Source organism: Mycobacterium sp. E1747 (genome assembly GCF_001667775.1).
In the GTDB taxonomy this organism is placed as follows: Bacteria; Actinomycetota; Actinomycetes; order Mycobacteriales; family Mycobacteriaceae; genus Mycobacterium.
In genome coordinates this window covers 42435-58455 of record NZ_LZJI01000073.1, presented here as the reverse complement: position 1 = coordinate 58455, position 16021 = coordinate 42435, and the positions used below count along the sequence as shown (strand labels likewise).

Sequence of the window (16021 nt, the reverse complement as noted above, 5' to 3'; positions counted from 1 at the left end):
GGCGTCGAGACTGAAACCACGCACACGTTGTGCGGCGTGTCGTGTGCGTGGTTTAAGTGTCGCGAGCCTCCGCAAGCGCACGGGACCAGGCGATGTGGCGATGCTGCAGCCCGGGTTCGTTGCGCCCGAACAGCAAGTGATCGCTAGCGCCCGACTCGAGGTTGGCCTGCAGGCCCTCGACCAGCCGGTAGTCCTCGTCGCGCACGGTGGAGTGGGCGTACTCGAAGACGGCCTGGGCGCCTGCGGCCACCGATTCGTCGGAGACATCCAGCGGTGTCGAATTCTGGTGAACGGTAATCGATCTCCCTGGCCGATCGCCCGGGTAGATCCGGAACAGCTCGCCGTTGGCGATGGTCACCGACAGCACGATGTTGGGGAACAGCGCGTAGATCACGACCAAGTTCTGGAACGGATCCCACTGCTCTTCGGGGACCTCGTCGAGTCCCAGGATCGTGTTGAGCGGGAAGATCAGCCGGTGGTGCGGACCGAATGCGTCGAACACCGTGCAGTTGCTGCGGGCGATAGTGGCGAAGGTCTGCTGGTGCACGGTGGCGAAATGGTAGTTCTCCGAGAAGGTGTCGACCGCGAGCTTCCAGTTGATCGGGCGGTCGAGCACCTTCTCGCCCAGGGGAGACCAGCGCCCGATGCCCCACGAATCGAGCTCGGCGGCCAAGGGGCCCAGATGCGCGGCGACATCCAGGTCCGTGGCGGGATCCAATGCGACCCAAAGGAACCCCGCATACTCGGCGGCGGGCAACGCCGTCAAACCATCGGCCTTGATCGCCGCGGGGGTTTGGCGGCGACCCGCTGCGCCCGGCTTCGCCGCGCTTGCGATCGCCGCGGGGGTTTGGCGGCGACCCGCTGCGCCCGGCTTCGCCGCGCTTGCGATCGCCGCGCTCGGAAACCCCTCGCGACCGGGCAGGCCGACCAAGCGCCCGCTGTTGTCGTACGTCCACGCGTGGTACGGGCAGGTGAATCGTTTCGCGCTGCCGCAACCCGTCACCACTTGCGACTGGCGGTGCAGGCAGACGTTGTCGAACGCCTTGACCGATCCGTCGGCCGTCCGGGTCAGCAGGATGGACCGGCCCATCACCGTCTTGGTGCAATACGCGCCGGGGGCGGGCAACTCCGAGGCATAGCCGACCAGCTGCGGGCTGGCCATCACCAGGGCGCGGTCCTGCTCGTGGCGCTCCGCCGACGTGTAGGCCCGCGCCTGGACCCGGTGCTCCTGCGGGGCGAGATCGGTGGTTCTGTCGCGCGCCAACTTCAAGGCGCGGCGGGTGAGATCGATCAGCTGGTCGCGTTCCATCTGATCAGTACAGACCTTGCCACAGTTGTAAGGTCAAGGAGTGGCTGAGCAGTTGCTGATCGGCGACGTCACGGCCCTGACCGGGATCGCTTCCGGTCGCATCCGCCACTACGAGAAGATCGGCCTGCTGCGCGCCGAGCATCTGTCCAACGGCTACCGCGTCTTCGACGTGGAGCAGGTGCTCGACCTGTTGCGCATCGATCTGATGAGAAGCCTCGGCGTCAGCATCAACGACATCCAGCGGCTGATCGCGGGTGGCCGCACCACGTTGGCGGGTCTGCTCGATGAACATCGGACCTTGTTGGTGCGTCAGCGCGACCGGCTGGACCAGCTGATCGCGGCCATCGACCGATCCCGCGCGGCCACCGATCGCCCCGCCGAAGACGGCAACGAGGGCATCCTGCGCAGGCTTGCGACGACGCACCGCGACAGCATCGGGGTCATCGGGCGGCTCAGCGCGCCGCTGTCCGAGCCCGTCGCCGGCATGTACGCCGACCTGTTCCAGGAGTGGGACCTGCCGGTCCCGGTGCTCTTCGGGCAGATGGTCCTGCCGGCGGCGGCCAGCACGCTGCTGGCGGAACTGGCCGAGACGCCGGGACGCCAGGTGCTGTTCGACCGGCTGCGCAACCTCGCCGGCGACGTGATCAAGTTGGCCGACGAGGGCGCGGCCACCGAGCTCGCCCAGCGCTGGATCGACGAACAGCTCGCCGACCCGCTGCCCGACGACGTGGTAGGCGTGCTGAGGGCAGTGCATCCGTCGTTGGAGCGCGACCCGGTCATCGTCCAGGGATTCCGGGCCTGGGCGGGGTCGATCAACCCGGCCGCCGCTCACTTCCTTGACGCGATCGCCCGGCAGACCGCTGGCCGTGGTCTGGAGACGGTGAGCGTCATCGTGCTGCCCGTGGTGGCGTCGCCCCAAACCGAGGATGCGGCACCGTGATGCAGATGTGATCACTGTGGTCAATGTGCCAGATGGGACTACTGCCGTACGCTGTCGCTTGTGTCCTCGGTTTCGCGACGTGACCTGCTCAGACTCGCGGCTGCAACCCCAGCCTTGGTGGGTCTGGGCGTCACAGGCGCGTCCGTGGTGGCCACACCGGCGTCGGCGTCGCTCGGCACCCTGTTGGACTACGCGGCGGGCGTCATCCCGGCCAGCCAGATCAGGGCCGCGGGGGCCGTGGGATCGATCAGGTACGTGTCGGACCGGCGACCCGGTGGCAACTGGATGTTGGGCAAGCCGATCCAGGTCGCCGAGGCGCGCGACCTCAACAGCAACGGTCTGAAAATCGTTTCCTGTTATCAGTACGGCAAGGGCAACACCGCCGACTGGCTCGGGGGAGCCAATGCCGGGCTGCAGCACGCGCAGCGCGGGATGCAGCTGCACGCCGCCGCCGGCGGGCCCGCGAGCGCGCCGATCTACGCCTCCATCGACGACGACCCCTCGTACGACCAGTACAAACAGCTGATCGCGCCCTATCTGCGGTCGTGGGAGTCGGTGATCGGTCATCAGCGCACAGGTGTGTACGCCAATTCGAAGACCATCGACTGGGCGCTGCACGACGGTTTGGGCTCCTACTTCTGGCAGCACAACTGGGGGTCACCCAAGGGATTGACCCACCCGGCCGCCCATTTGCACCAGGTCGAGATCGACAAACGCAGCGTCGGTGGGGTTGGGGTGGACATCAACGAAATCCTCCAGCCGCAATTCGGCCAATGGGCATAGTCGCCGAATTGCTTCACCGGTCACCCTCGCGCCGCGACTCTTAGAGATCCCAGCAAACACTCGTTCGCTCACTCTTCGCGGCGGCGGGCGCGAATGCCGCCCGAGAAACACGGCCGAAGCGGGCTCGGTGCGGCTCGACGGCTCGAAATTTTTACATAACGATTACATAACAAAACTGCTTTGATCAGCGCAGTTATAGCTACTCGACCGTAACCACCTGCATGCAGCAGGTTTGTTCGCCGCGCCCGCGCCGCCGATTAAACCTCGTGTTACCCACGACACGGTTACCCGTGCGTAGTACTCACCAGTAACCGATCACGAGGCCAAACGAGGGTCGACCCTTATGACACTCTTAGTGCAGCCGATGCAGTCCGCCGAGCCGCTCGATCCACGGGCCCGCCCATCCGACAAGACACGGGTCAGGCGGATTTTCGGTCGCGATTCGATGCGGAATCGATGGACTCGGTGAGTTCCTGTCCCCGACGGACCGGCTGGACGCACTGATACGTAAGACGTACATGACGCATTGAGGGAGATACAGACGTGACGATCCACGAGCACGACCGGCTGTCCGCTGAGCGCGAGCCGAACGGACCGCGCACCGCCCACGCTCTGGTCGACCGTCTGACGGCCGGCGAGCCGTACGCCGTCGCGTTCGGCGGCCAGGGCAGCGCCTGGCTGGAAACCCTCGAAGAGCTGGTGTCCTCGGCTGGGATCGAATCGGAGCTGGCAACGCTGGCCGGTGAGGTGGAGCTGCTACTCGAGCCGGTGGCCAAAGAGCTGGTTGTGGTGCGGCCGATCGGTTTCGAGCCGCTCAATTGGGTTCGCGCGCTGGCGGCCGAGGACCCGGTCCCGTCGGCCAAGCACCTCACGTCGGCCGCGGTGTCGATTCCGGGTGTGCTGCTCACCCAGATCGCGGCCGTGCGCGCCCTGGCGCGTCAAGGCATGGACCTGAACGACACCCCGCCGGTGGCCGTGGCCGGGCATTCGCAAGGGGTGCTCGCCGTCGAGGCGCTCAAGGCCGGGGGCGCCCGTGACGCCGAGCTGCTGGCGATGGCGCAGCTGATTGGTGCTGCCGGCACGCTGGTGGCCCGTCGGCGCGGGATCTCCGTGCTCGGCGACCGCCCGCCGATGGTGTCGGTGACCAACGCCGACCCCGAGCGCATCAGCCGGCTGCTCGACGAGTTCGCGCAGGATGTCCGCACCGTATTGCCGCCGGTGCTGTCCATTCGCAACGGCCGGCGTTCGGTCGTCATCACCGGAACGCCCGAACAGCTGTCCCGGTTCGAGCTGTACTGCCGGCAGATCTCGGAAAAGGAAGAGGCCGACCGCAAGAACAAGCTGCGCGGTGGGGACGTCTTCTCGCCGGTGTTCGATCCGGTGCAGGTGGAGGTCGGCTTCCACACGCCCCGGTTGGCCGATGGCATCGACATCGTCGGCGGGTGGGCCGAGAAGGTGGGGCTCGATGTCGCGCTGGCGCGCGAACTGACCGAGTCCATCCTGGTGCGCCGCGTGGATTGGGTCGAGGAGATCAGCCGGGTGCACGAGGCCGGTGCGCGCTGGATCCTCGACCTGGGACCCGGTGACATCCTGACCCGGCTGACCGCGCCGGTGATCCGCGGCCTGGGTGTCGGCATCGTGCCGGCCGCGACCCGGGGCGGGCAGCGCAACCTGTTCACGGTCGGCGCCGTCCCCGAGGTGGCGCGGGCATGGTCGACCTATGCCCCCACCGTCGTCCGCCTTCCCGACGGCCGGGTCAAGCTCTCGACGAAGTTCACCCGGTTGACCGGACGCTCGCCGATTCTGCTCGCGGGCATGACCCCGACGACGGTCGACGCCAAGATCGTCGCCGCCGCGGCCAACGCGGGGCACTGGGCGGAGCTGGCCGGCGGTGGGCAGGTCACCGAGGAAATCTTCGCCGCCCGCGTCGATGAGCTCGCCACGCTGCTCGAGCCGGGCCGCACCTATCAGTTCAACGCGTTGTTCCTCGACCCGTACCTGTGGAAGCTGCAGGTCGGCGGAAAGCGCTTGGTGCAGAAGGCGCGTCAGTCCGGCGCGGCGATCGACGGCCTGGTGATCAGCGCCGGCATCCCCGACCTCGAGGATGCGGTGGAGCTGATCGAGGAGCTGAACGCCGTCGGCATCAGTCACGTGGTGTTCAAGCCCGGCACGGTCGAGCAGATCCGCTCGGTCATCCGAATCGCGACCGAAGTGGCCACCAAGCCGGTCATCGTGCACATCGAGGGCGGGCGCGCCGGCGGCCACCACTCCTGGGAAGACCTCGACGACCTGCTGCTGGCAACGTATTCCGAGTTGCGGTCGCGCCCCAACATCACCGTCTGCGTCGGCGGTGGGATCGGCACCCCCGAGCGGGCGGCCGAGTACCTGTCCGGACGCTGGGCGCAGGCGTACGGCTTCCCCCTGATGCCGATCGACGGCATCCTGGTCGGCACCGCGGCGATGGCGACCAAGGAGGCCACCACGTCGCCGTCGGTCAAGCGGATGCTGGTCGAAACGCAGGGCACCGATCAGTGGGTGGGTGCCGGAAAAGCCGTGGGCGGCATGGCTTCCAGCCGCAGCCAGCTGGGTGCCGACATCCACGAGATCGACAACAGCGCCTCGCGGTGCGGGCGGCTCCTCGACGAGGTCGCCGGTGACGCGGAGGCCGTGGCAGCTCGTCGCGACGAGATCATCGCGGCGATGGCCAACACGGCCAAGCCGTACTTCGGCGACGTGGCCGACATGACCTACCTGCAGTGGCTGCGGCGCTACGTCGAGCTGAGCATCGGGGAGGGCAACTCCACCGCCGACACCGCCGCACCGGGCAGCCCGTGGCTGGCCGACACTTGGCGCGACCGGTTCCAGCAGATGCTGCAGCGCGCCGAAGCCCGTTTGCACGCAAACGATTCCGGCCCCATCGAGACCTTGTTCAACGATGCCGCGCTGCTGGAACGGCCCGAAGACGCAATCGCCGCGCTGCTTGCCCACTACCCCGACGCCGACACGGTGCAACTGCACCCGGCTGACGTCCCCTTCTTCGTCACCCTGTGCAAGATGCTGGGCAAGCCCGTCAACTTCGTACCGGTCATCGACAAGGACGTGCGGCGCTGGTGGCGCAGCGACTCGCTGTGGCAGGCGCACGATGCCCGCTACGACGCCGACCAGGTGTGCATCATCCCGGGCACCGCGGCCGTGGCCGGCATCACCCGGATGGACGAACCCGTCGGTGAGTTGCTGGACCGCTTCGAGCAGACCGCCATCGACGAGGTGCTGTCCGCCAACGGGCAGCCCCGCGCCGTCGCGTCGCGTCGACTGGGTCGCCCGGACGTCACCGGACCGCTCGCCGTCGTGTTGGACGCCCCCGACGTGCAGTGGGCCGGCCGCACCGCGACCAACCCGGTCCACCGGATCGCCGACCCCGGCGATTGGCTGGTGCACGAGGGGCCCGAAAGCCGCCGTGCCACAAACTCATTCACGGGCGCGCGGCTCGAGGTCGACGGCGACCGGGTGGTGCTCAGCGTCCCGATCTCGGGAACCTGGATCGACATCCCGTTCAGCCTGCCGGCCAACACGGTCGACGGCGGGACCCCCGTGGTGTCCACCGAGGACGCCGCCACCGCCATGCGCGCCGTGCTGGCGATCGCCGCCGGCGTCGACGGGCCGGAATTCCTGCCCGCGGTCGTCGACGGCACGGCCACCGTGACGGTGGACTGGGACCCCGAGCGGGTCGCCGATCACACCGGGGTCACCGCGACCTTCGGCGAACCGTTGGCGCCCGGGCTCACCACCGTGCCCGACGCGCTGGTCGGCCTGTGCTGGCCCGCGGTCTTCGCGGCGATTGGTTCGGCGGCAACCGACGCCGGCGTCCCGGTCGTCGAGGGCCTGCTGAGCCTCGTGCACCTGGACCACGCCGCCCACGTCGTCGGCGTGCTGCCCAAGGCTGAGGCCCAATTGGCAATCAGTGCAACGGCTTCCCCTGCCATCGACACGGACATGGGCCGGGTGGTCCGGGTCGCGGTGAGCATCGCCGGCGCCGATGGCGCGACCATCGCCCGTCTCGACGAGCGCTTCGCGATCCTTGGTCGCACGGGCGTCGCCGAGCTCACCGACCCGGTGCGGGCCGGCGGTGCGGTATCGGAAAACGCCACCGACACCCCGCGTCGCCGCCGCCGCGACGTCCGGCTGACCGCCCCGGTCGACATGCGACCGTTCGCGGTGGTGTCCGGTGACCACAACCCCATCCACACCGACCGCGCGGCGGCCCTGCTGGCCGGCCTGGAATCGCCGATCGTGCACGGCATGTGGTTGTCGGCCGCGGCGCAGCACGCGGTGACCGCCACCGATGGCCAGGCGCGCCCGCCGGCCCGGCTGATCGGCTGGACGGCGCGATTCCTGGGCATGGTGCGCCCCGGCGACGAGGTCGACTTCCGTGTCGAGCGCGTCGGAATCGACCAGGGCGCAGAGGTTCTGGAGGTTGCGGCCCGCATCGGGTCCGACCTGGTGATGTCGGCGACGGCGCGCCTGGCCGCCCCCCACACGGTGTACGCATTCCCGGGCCAGGGGATTCAGCACAAGGGCATGGGCATGGACGTCCGCGCCCGGTCGAAGGCCGCCCGCAAGGTGTGGGACAAGGCGGACAAGTTCACCCGCGACACCCTGGGCTTCTCGGTGCTGCACGTGGTGCGCGACAACCCGACCAGCATCATCGCCAGCGGCGTGCACTACAACCACCCCGAAGGGGTGCTGTACCTGACGCAGTTCACCCAGGTCGCGATGGCGACCGTGGCGGCGGCCCAAGTCGCCGAGATGCGTGAGCAGGGTGCCTTCGTCGAAGGTGCGATCGCCTGCGGTCACTCGGTCGGGGAGTACACCGCGCTGGCCTGTGTCACGGGCATCTACGAGCTGGAAGCGTTGTTGGAGACGGTGTTTCACCGTGGTTCGAAGATGCACGACATCGTGCCGCGCGACGAGCTGGGCCGCTCGAACTACCGGCTGGCCGCCATCCGGCCATCGCAGATCGACCTGCCCGACGACGAAGTCACCGGCTTCGTGGCCGGAATCGCCGAGCGCACCGGGGAATTCCTGGAGATCGTGAACTTCAACCTGCGCGGTTCGCAGTACGCGATCGCCGGCACCGTCCGCGGCCTCGAGGAGCTGGAGGCCGAGGTGGAACGTCGCCGCGAGCTCAGCGGCGGCAAGCGTTCGTTCATCCTGGTGCCGGGCATTGACGTGCCGTTCCACTCGCGGGTGCTGCGCGTCGGGGTTGCGGAGTTCCGCCGCTCGCTGGAGCGTGTGATGCCGCGCGACAAGGATCCCGACGTCATCATCGGGCGCTACATCCCGAACCTGGTGCCGCGTCCGTTCACCCTGGACCGCGACTTCATCCAGGAGATCCGGGATCTGGTGCCCGCCGAGCCGCTCGACGCGATCCTGGCCGACTACGACACCTGGCTCGCCGAGCGCCGCAACGAGATGGCACGCATCGTCTTGATCGAGCTCTTGGCCTGGCAGTTCGCCAGCCCGGTGCGTTGGATCGAAACCCAGGACCTGCTGTTCACCGAGGAGGCGGCCGGCGGTCTCGGTGTCGAGCGCTTCGTCGAGATCGGCGTGAAGTCGGCGCCGACCGTCGCCGGCCTGGCCACCAACACCCTGAAGCTGCCCGAATATGCCCACAGCACAGTCGAAGTGCTCAACGCCGAGCGCGACGCGGCGGTGCTCTTCGCCACCGACACCGACCCCGAGCCCGAACCGGAGGCCGACGAGCCGGCCGAGGCGCCGACGGCGTCCGGTGCTCCGGTGGAGGCCGCGCCGGCCGCCCCCGCGCCGTCGGCCGCACCCTCGGGCCCGCGGCCCGATGACATCGGGTTCGACGCCGCCGACGCCACCCTGGCGTTGATCGCACTGTCGGCCAAGATGCGCATCGACCAGATCGAGCAGCTCGACTCCATCGAGTCGATCACCGACGGCGCCTCGTCGCGGCGCAACCAGTTGCTGGTCGACCTCGGGTCGGAGTTGAACCTGGGCGCCATCGACGGCGCCGCCGAGGCTGACCTGGCCGGTCTGCGGTCGCAGGTCACCAAGCTCGCGCGCACCTACAAGCCTTTCGGCCCAGTGCTTTCCGACGCGATCAACGACCAGCTGCGCACCGTGCTGGGGCCCTCGGGCAAGCGGCCCGCCGCGATCGCCGAGCGGGTCAAGAAGACGTGGGAGCTCGGCGACGGCTGGGCCAAGCATGTCACGGTGGAAGTGGCGCTGGGCACCCGCGAGGGCACCAGCGTTCGCGGGGGCGCCATGGGCCACCTGCACGAGGGCGCGCTGCCCGACGCCGCGTCGGTCGACAAGGTCGTCGACGCCGCGGTGGCCTCCGTGGCCGCGCGTCGGGGGATCGCGGTGGCGCTGCCGTCTTCCGGTGGTGGCGGCGGCGCGACGGTCGACGCGGCCGCGCTGAGCGAATTCACCGACCAGATCACCGGCCGCGACGGTGTGCTCGCCTCGGCGGCCCGCCTGATCCTGGGCCAGCTCGGCCACGACAACCCGGTGAGCGCGCTGCCGGCGGCTACCGACGCCGAGCTGATCGACCTGGTCACCGGGGAACTGGGCGCGGACTGGCCCCGGTTGGTGGCGCCGGCTTTCGACGCCAAGAAGGCCGTCGTCTTCGACGATCGATGGGCCAGCGCACGCGAGGATTTGGTCAAGCTCTGGTTGGCCGACGAGGGTGAGATCGACGCCCAGTGGAAGAGCCTGTCCGAAAGGTTCGAGGGCACAGGCCATGTCGTCGCGACCCAGGCCACCTGGTGGCAAGGCAAATCGCTGGCCGCCGGTCGCCAGATCCATGCCTCGCTGTACGGCCGCATCGCGGCCGGCGCCGAGAACCCCGACCCCGGTCCGTACAGCAGCGAAGTCGCCGTGGTGACGGGCGCTTCCAAGGGCTCGATCGCCGCGTCGGTCGTCGCGCGACTGCTCGACGGCGGAGCGACGGTCATCGCCACGACGTCGAAGCTCGACGACGAGCGGCTGGCGTTCTATCGCGGGCTGTATCGCGACCACGCGCGGTACGGCGCGGCGCTGTGGGTGGTCGCCGCCAACATGGCGTCCTACTCCGACATCGACGCACTGGTGGAATGGATCGGCACCGAGCAGACCGAAAGCCTTGGGCCGCAGTCCATTCACATCAAGGACGCGCAAACCCCGACCCTGCTGTTCCCGTTCGCGGCGCCCCGCGTCGCCGGGGACCTGTCGGAGGCCGGTTCGCGCTCCGAGATGGAGATGAAGGTTCTGCTGTGGGCGGTGCAGCGGTTGATCGGTGGGCTGTCCAAGATCGGTGCCGAGCGCGACATCGCGTCGCGGCTGCACGTGGTGCTGCCCGGATCGCCCAACCGGGGCATGTTCGGCGGGGATGGCGCCTACGGTGAGGCCAAGTCGGCACTGGACGCGCTGGTGAGTCGTTGGCACGCCGAATCCTCGTGGGCCGCAAGGGTCAGCCTGGCGCATGCGCTGATCGGGTGGACCCGCGGCACCGGGCTGATGGGCCACAACGACGCCATCGTCGAGGCGGTCGAGGAGGCCGGGGTCACCACGTATTCCACCGAGCAGATGGCTGCCATGCTGCTGGACCTCTGCGACGTCGAGTCGAAGGTGGCGGCGGCCGGCGCGCCGATCAAGGCGGACCTGACCGGCGGCCTCGCCGAGGCCAACCTCGACATGGCCGAACTGGCCGCCAAGGCGCGCGAGCAAGCCACGTCGAGCGAGCAGGTATCGGAAGACGTTGCGGCCGAAGGCACCATCGCCGCGCTGCCGTCCCCGCCGCGGGGCTTCAAGCCGGCACCGGCGCCTGAATGGGCCGATTTGGACGTCGACCCGGCCGACCTGGTGGTGATTGTCGGCGGCGCCGAGATCGGCCCGTACGGTTCGTCGCGCACCCGGTTCGAGATGGAGGTCGACAACGAACTGTCGGCGGCCGGCGTCCTCGAGCTGGCCTGGACCACCGGCCTGGTCCGCTGGGAGGACGACCCTCAACCCGGTTGGTACGACACCGAATCCGGTGACCTGGTCGACGAGACCGAGCTGGTCGAGCGCTACCACGACATCGTGGTCGAGCGGGTCGGCATTCGCGAGTTCGTCGACGATGGCGCGATCGACCCCGACCACGCCTCGCCGCTGCTGGTGTCGGTGTTCTTGGAGAAGGACTTCTCCTTCGTGGTGTCCTCGGAGGCCGACGCTCGCGCCTTCGTCGATTTCGACCCCGAGCACACGATCGTGCGGCCGGTGCCCGATTCCAGCGACTGGCAGGTGATCCGCAAGGCCGGCACCGAGATTCGGGTGCCGCGCAAGACCAAGCTGTCGCGGGTCGTCGGCGCGCAGGTCCCCACTGGGTTCGATCCGACTGTGTTCGGAATCAGCCAAGACATGGCCAGCTCGACCGACCGGGTGGCGCTGTGGAACATCGTCGCGACGGTCGACGCGTTCCTGTCGTCTGGCTTCACCCCGACCGAGTTGATGCGGTGGGTGCACCCGGGCCTGGTGGCCAGCACCCAGGGCACCGGCATGGGCGGCATGACGTCGATGCAGACCATGTATCACGGCAACCTGCTCGGCCGAACCAAGCCGAACGACATCCTGCAGGAAGTGCTGCCGAACGTTGTTGCCGCGCACGTCATTCAGAGCTACGTGGGTAGCTACGGGGCGATGATCCACCCGGTCGGCGCGTGCGCCACCGCGGCGGTGTCGGTCGAGGAGGGCGTCGACAAGATCCGCCTCGGCAAGGCCGAATTGGTGGTCACCGGCGGCTTCGACGACCTGACGCTGGAAGCCATCATCGGCTTCGGAGACATGGCCGCCACCGCTGACACGTCCATGATGCGGGGCCGGGGCATCCACGACTCGAAGTTCTCCCGGCCCAACGACCGGCGCCGGCTCGGCTTCGTCGAGGCCCAGGGGGGCGGCACCATCCTGCTCGCCAGGGGCGACCTGGCGCTCAAGATGGGCCTGCCCGTGTTGGCCGTGGTGGCTTACGCGCAGTCGTTCGCCGACGGCGTGCACAGCTCGATCCCGGCGCCGGGCCTGGGTGCCCTGGGTGCCGGCCGCGGCGGGAAAGACTCGCAGTTGGCGCGGGCGCTCGGCAGGCTCGGCGTCGGCGCCGACGACATCGCGGTGATCTCCAAGCACGACACCTCGACCCTGGCCAACGATCCCAACGAGACCGAGCTGCATGAGCGGCTGGCCGACTCGCTGGGCCGCTCCGAGGGCGCTCCCCTGTTTGTGGTCTCGCAGAAGAGCCTCACCGGCCACGCCAAGGGCGGCGCGGCGGTGTTCCAGATGATGGGGCTGTGCCAGATGCTGCGCGACGGCGTGATCCCGCCCAACCGCAGCCTGGACTGCGTCGACGACGAACTGGCCAGCTCGGCGCACTTCGTCTGGGTGCGGGAGACGCTGCGGCTGGCGGAGAAGTTCCCGCTCAAGGCTGGGTTGCTGACCAGCCTCGGGTTCGGCCACGTGTCCGGGCTGGTGGCGCTGGTGCACCCGCAGGCGTTCATCGCGTCGCTTGATGCCGATCAGCGCGCGGACTACCAGCGGCGTGCCGAGGCGCGACTGCTGGCCGGTCAGCGCCGGCTGGCCTCGGCCATCGCCGGCGGCGCGCCGATGTACGAGCGGCCGGCGGACCGTCGTTTCAGCCATGACGCACCGGAGAAGCGTCAGGAGGCGGCGATGCTGCTGGACCCGGCATCCCGGTTGGGTGAGGGCGAGGCCTACGAGGTCTCGGTCGGATGACGTATTCGACCGTCCGTTAGCCTGGCGTTCCATGGGAATTGTCGGTGTGGGGATCGACGTCGTCTCCATCCCTGATTTCGCCGAGCAGGTCGATCAGCCGGGAACCGTCTTCTCCGAGACGTTCACCCCGGGTGAGCGCCGCGACGCTTCGGATAAGAGTTCGTTCGCGGCGCGCCACCTGGCGGCGCGATGGGCGGCGAAGGAGGCGGTGATCAAGGCGTGGTCGGGGTCCCGGTTCGCGCAACGGCCCGTGCTGCCCGAGGACATCCACCGCGACATCGAGGTGGTCACCGACATGTGGGGGCGGCCCCGGGTGCGGCTGAGCGGCGACATCGCCAAACACCTGGCAGACGTGACGATCCATGTGTCGCTGACGCACGAGGGGGATACCGCGGCCGCGGTGGCGATCCTGGAGACGACCTGAGCGTTGTCGAGAGTCACGCCAGCGTGACTGTCGACGCCCAGAGTCACGCCAGCGCGGCGCTGGGCGTAAGCCGACTAGCCTCGAGATCATGAGCGATCTTGTCGAGCGCGTCCGCGAGGTGTTGCCGTCGGTGCGCCGCGATCTCGAAGACCTGGTGCGCATCGAATCGGTGTGGGCCGATCCCGGCCGCCGCGACGAGGTGCACCGCAGCGCGCAGGCGGTGGCGGACCTGTTGTCGCAGGCCGGTTTTGGCGACGTGCGGATCGTCAGCGAGGGTGGGGCGCCCGCAGTCATCGCACGCCACCCCGCGCCGCCGGGCGCGCCGACCGTGCTGCTGTACGCCCACCACGACGTCCAGCCCGAAGGCGACGCCGGCCAGTGGGCGTCGCCGCCGTTCGAGCCCACCGAACGCGGCGGGCGGCTCTACGGCCGCGGCAGCGCCGACGACAAGGCCGGCATCGCAACGCATTTGGCCGCCTTCAGGGCGCACGGCGGTCAACCGCCGGTCGGCGTGACGGTCTTCGTCGAGGGAGAAGAGGAATCCGGGTCGCCGTCGTTGGGCCGGCTGCTGGGCGCCCACCGCGACGCGCTGGCCGCCGACGTCATCGTCATCGCCGACTCGGACAATTGGAGCACCGACGTTCCGGCGCTGACGGTTTCGCTGCGTGGCCTGGTCGACTGCGTCGTCGACGTCGCCACGCTCGATCACGGCCTGCACTCCGGTATCTGGGGTGGCGTGGTGCCCGACGCGCTGAGCGTCCTGGTGCGGCTGTTGGCCAGCCTGCACGACGACGACGGCAACGTGGCCGTCGCCGGCCTGCACGAAAGTACCGCCGCCCCTGTGGATTACCCGCCCGAGCGGGTGCGCGCCGACTCCGGGCTGCTCGACGGGGTGTCCGAGATCGGTTCGGGCTCGGCGCCGCAGCGGCTGTGGGCCAAACCGGCGATCACCGTGATCGGCATCGACACCACGCCGATCGAGAAGGCGTCGAATACGCTCACCCCGCGGGCCCGGGCGAAGATCAGCATGCGGGTTGCCCCCGGCGGCGACGCCGACGCGCACCTGGACGCGTTGACCTCGCATCTCTGCGAGCACGCACCGTGGGGCGCGCGGGTCACCGTCACCCGCGGCGACGTCGGCGAGCCCTACGCCATCGATGCCAGCGGTCCGGTGTACGACGCCGCGCGGGCGGCCTTCCGGCAGGCGTGGGGTACCGAACCCATCGACATGGGCATGGGCGGTTCCATCCCGTTCATCGCCGAGTTCGCCGAAGCGTTCCCACAAGCCAAGATCCTGGTCACCGGCGTCGAGGACCCGGGCACCCAGGCGCACAGCATCAACGAAAGCCTGCACCTCGGTGTGCTGGAACGCGCCGCGATCGCCGAGGCGCTGCTGCTGGCCAACCTGGCCTAACGGCGGCCAGGCAACCGCTTTACCGCCGTTGCGATACGACGTTGTTGTTTCCGGTCTTCTCGATCCTCGGTGAGCCCGAGTGGTAGGTCACGGCGTTGTCGTCGCCGAAAACGTCGATGGTGTCGGCACTGTCAGCAGCGACGTGATTCCCGCTGCCGAAGATCCCCAGCCGTCCGCAGTGGCCGGTGACGGTGTAGGTGTTGTTGTCGCCGTCCAGCTTCAGGTTTCCGTTGTTGCAGTCGATGGTGTCTTTTGCGCCGCTGTTGATCATCACCAGGTTGCCCTGCACGGTGGTGCCGGTGTGACTGACGAAGTACGCGATCGCTGACGCCGCCACGACCGCGCACGCCCCCAAGATCAACTTCCCCCGCGGCGTGTTCGCGAGCTTTGCGACGTCACCGAACTTGCGCGGGCCGCCGAACTGCCCATCGCTGGGCGTCCCGAACGGCTGCGGCGCGGGGCCCGGCGCCTTGCCGGCGCCGTGCTCGAGGTCGCGAATGTATTGCTCGGGGTCGTCCGAGTCCACCGCTAAATGATCGCTTTGGCCTGTGCAGAGTGCAATGGTCGGCTATTCCGGCCGGTTCAGACTGACAGGTCGCGCCGCAGTTTGGCGACGTGGCCGGTCGCCTTCACGTTGTACTGGGCGACCGCGATCTTGCCCTTCTCGTCGACCACGAACGTCGAACGGATCACGCCCTGCACGGTCTTTCCGTACATCTGCTTCTCGCCGTAGGCACCCCAGGCCGTCAACACCTTGCGGTCGGGATCCGACAGCAGCGGGAACGTCAGCTTCTCAGCGTCGCGGAACTTGGCCAGCTTCTCGGGCTTGTCGGGGGAGATGCCGACGACATCGAGGCCGGCGTCACTGAGTTCGTGCAGGTTGTCGCGGAAGTCGCAGGCCTGCTTGGTGCAGCCCGGTGTCGAGGCCGCGGGGTAGAAGTAGACGATGACGCGACGGCCCTTGTAATCGGCTAGCGACACCTTGTTGCCGTCGGCGTCGGGCAGGCTGAAGGAGGGCGCTTTGTCGCCCGGCGCAAGCCGCGTGGTCTCGGCCAATTTCGGGGCCCCTTTCTGTTCACCGGAGCGTTGGGGTTATCGCCAGCTGATCTAGGGTAGTGCCTCAGGTGCATCAGGCCGATTGGGAGGACAGACACGTGGCGGACCGGGACCCCGAGGCCATCAAGCGGGACATCGACGTCGCCCGCGACCAGCTGGCGGCTACCGTCGACTCGCTTGCCGTGCGGGCCAACCCGCGCCGCCTGGCCGATGACCTCAAGGTTCGCGTGATCGCGTTCGTCAAGAAGCCCGCGGTGACGGTGTCACTGGCCGGCGTCGGTGTCCTCGTCGTCGTGGTGGTGGTGCACCGCGTCCGGAACCGCTGAC

The 16021-nt window shown here is 68.8% G+C and carries 8 protein-coding genes and 2 pseudogenes; 6 read left to right on the top strand and 4 right to left on the bottom strand.

The features are described 5' to 3' along the window. Positions 1–52: 52 nt before the first annotated feature. Positions 53–769, bottom strand: a pseudogene (locus A5695_RS30200) (SRPBCC family protein); the annotation flags it as partial. Positions 770–877: 108 nt separating this feature from the next. Continuing rightward, a pseudogene (locus tag A5695_RS30195) lies at positions 878–1309 on the bottom strand (aromatic ring-hydroxylating dioxygenase subunit alpha); the annotation flags it as partial. 40 nt (positions 1310–1349) lie between these two features. Between A5695_RS30195 and A5695_RS07855 the strand changes: the two are divergent. From A5695_RS07855 to A5695_RS07835, 5 genes are all read left to right on the top strand, one after another. Further along, positions 1350–2249: a MerR family transcriptional regulator gene (locus A5695_RS07855; RefSeq protein ID WP_068079696.1), complete on the top strand. Its 900-nt coding sequence runs from the start codon at positions 1350–1352 to the stop codon at positions 2247–2249. A 60-nt stretch (positions 2250–2309) separates the two neighbouring features. Beyond that, on the top strand, positions 2310–3032 hold the full coding sequence (locus A5695_RS07850) for a DUF1906 domain-containing protein (protein WP_068079694.1): 723 nt from the start codon (positions 2310–2312) through the stop codon (positions 3030–3032). Between the two features lie 543 nt (positions 3033–3575). Next, on the top strand, positions 3576–12800 hold the full coding sequence (locus A5695_RS07845) for a type I polyketide synthase (RefSeq protein ID WP_068079692.1): 9225 nt from the start codon (positions 3576–3578) through the stop codon (positions 12798–12800). A 31-nt stretch (positions 12801–12831) separates the two neighbouring features. After that, entirely contained in the window at positions 12832–13224 is a 393-nt protein-coding gene (locus A5695_RS07840; RefSeq protein WP_068079689.1) for a holo-ACP synthase, read from the top strand. A gap of 88 nt (positions 13225–13312) precedes the next feature. Next, a complete protein-coding gene (locus A5695_RS07835; protein ID WP_068079687.1) occupies positions 13313–14638 on the top strand; it encodes a dipeptidase in 1326 nt (441 codons plus the stop codon). Between the two features lie 19 nt (positions 14639–14657). Here the strand turns inward: A5695_RS07835 and A5695_RS07830 are convergent, their stop codons facing one another. Further along, the gene (locus A5695_RS07830) at positions 14658–15164 is read right to left on the bottom strand and encodes a DUF3060 domain-containing protein (RefSeq protein ID WP_068079684.1); all 507 of its coding nucleotides are present in this window, start codon (positions 15162–15164) and stop codon (positions 14658–14660) included. A 56-nt stretch (positions 15165–15220) separates the two neighbouring features. Then, positions 15221–15694, bottom strand: a complete 474-nt coding sequence (gene bcp, locus A5695_RS07825; protein WP_068079682.1) for a thioredoxin-dependent thiol peroxidase — start codon at positions 15692–15694, stop codon at positions 15221–15223. Positions 15695–15792: 98 nt separating this feature from the next. Here bcp and A5695_RS07820 point away from each other — a divergent pair, with 98 nt between their 5' ends. After that, on the top strand, positions 15793–16020 hold the full coding sequence (locus tag A5695_RS07820) for a DUF3618 domain-containing protein (RefSeq protein ID WP_067760600.1): 228 nt from the start codon (positions 15793–15795) through the stop codon (positions 16018–16020). The last annotated feature ends 1 nt before the right edge of the window (position 16021 follow it).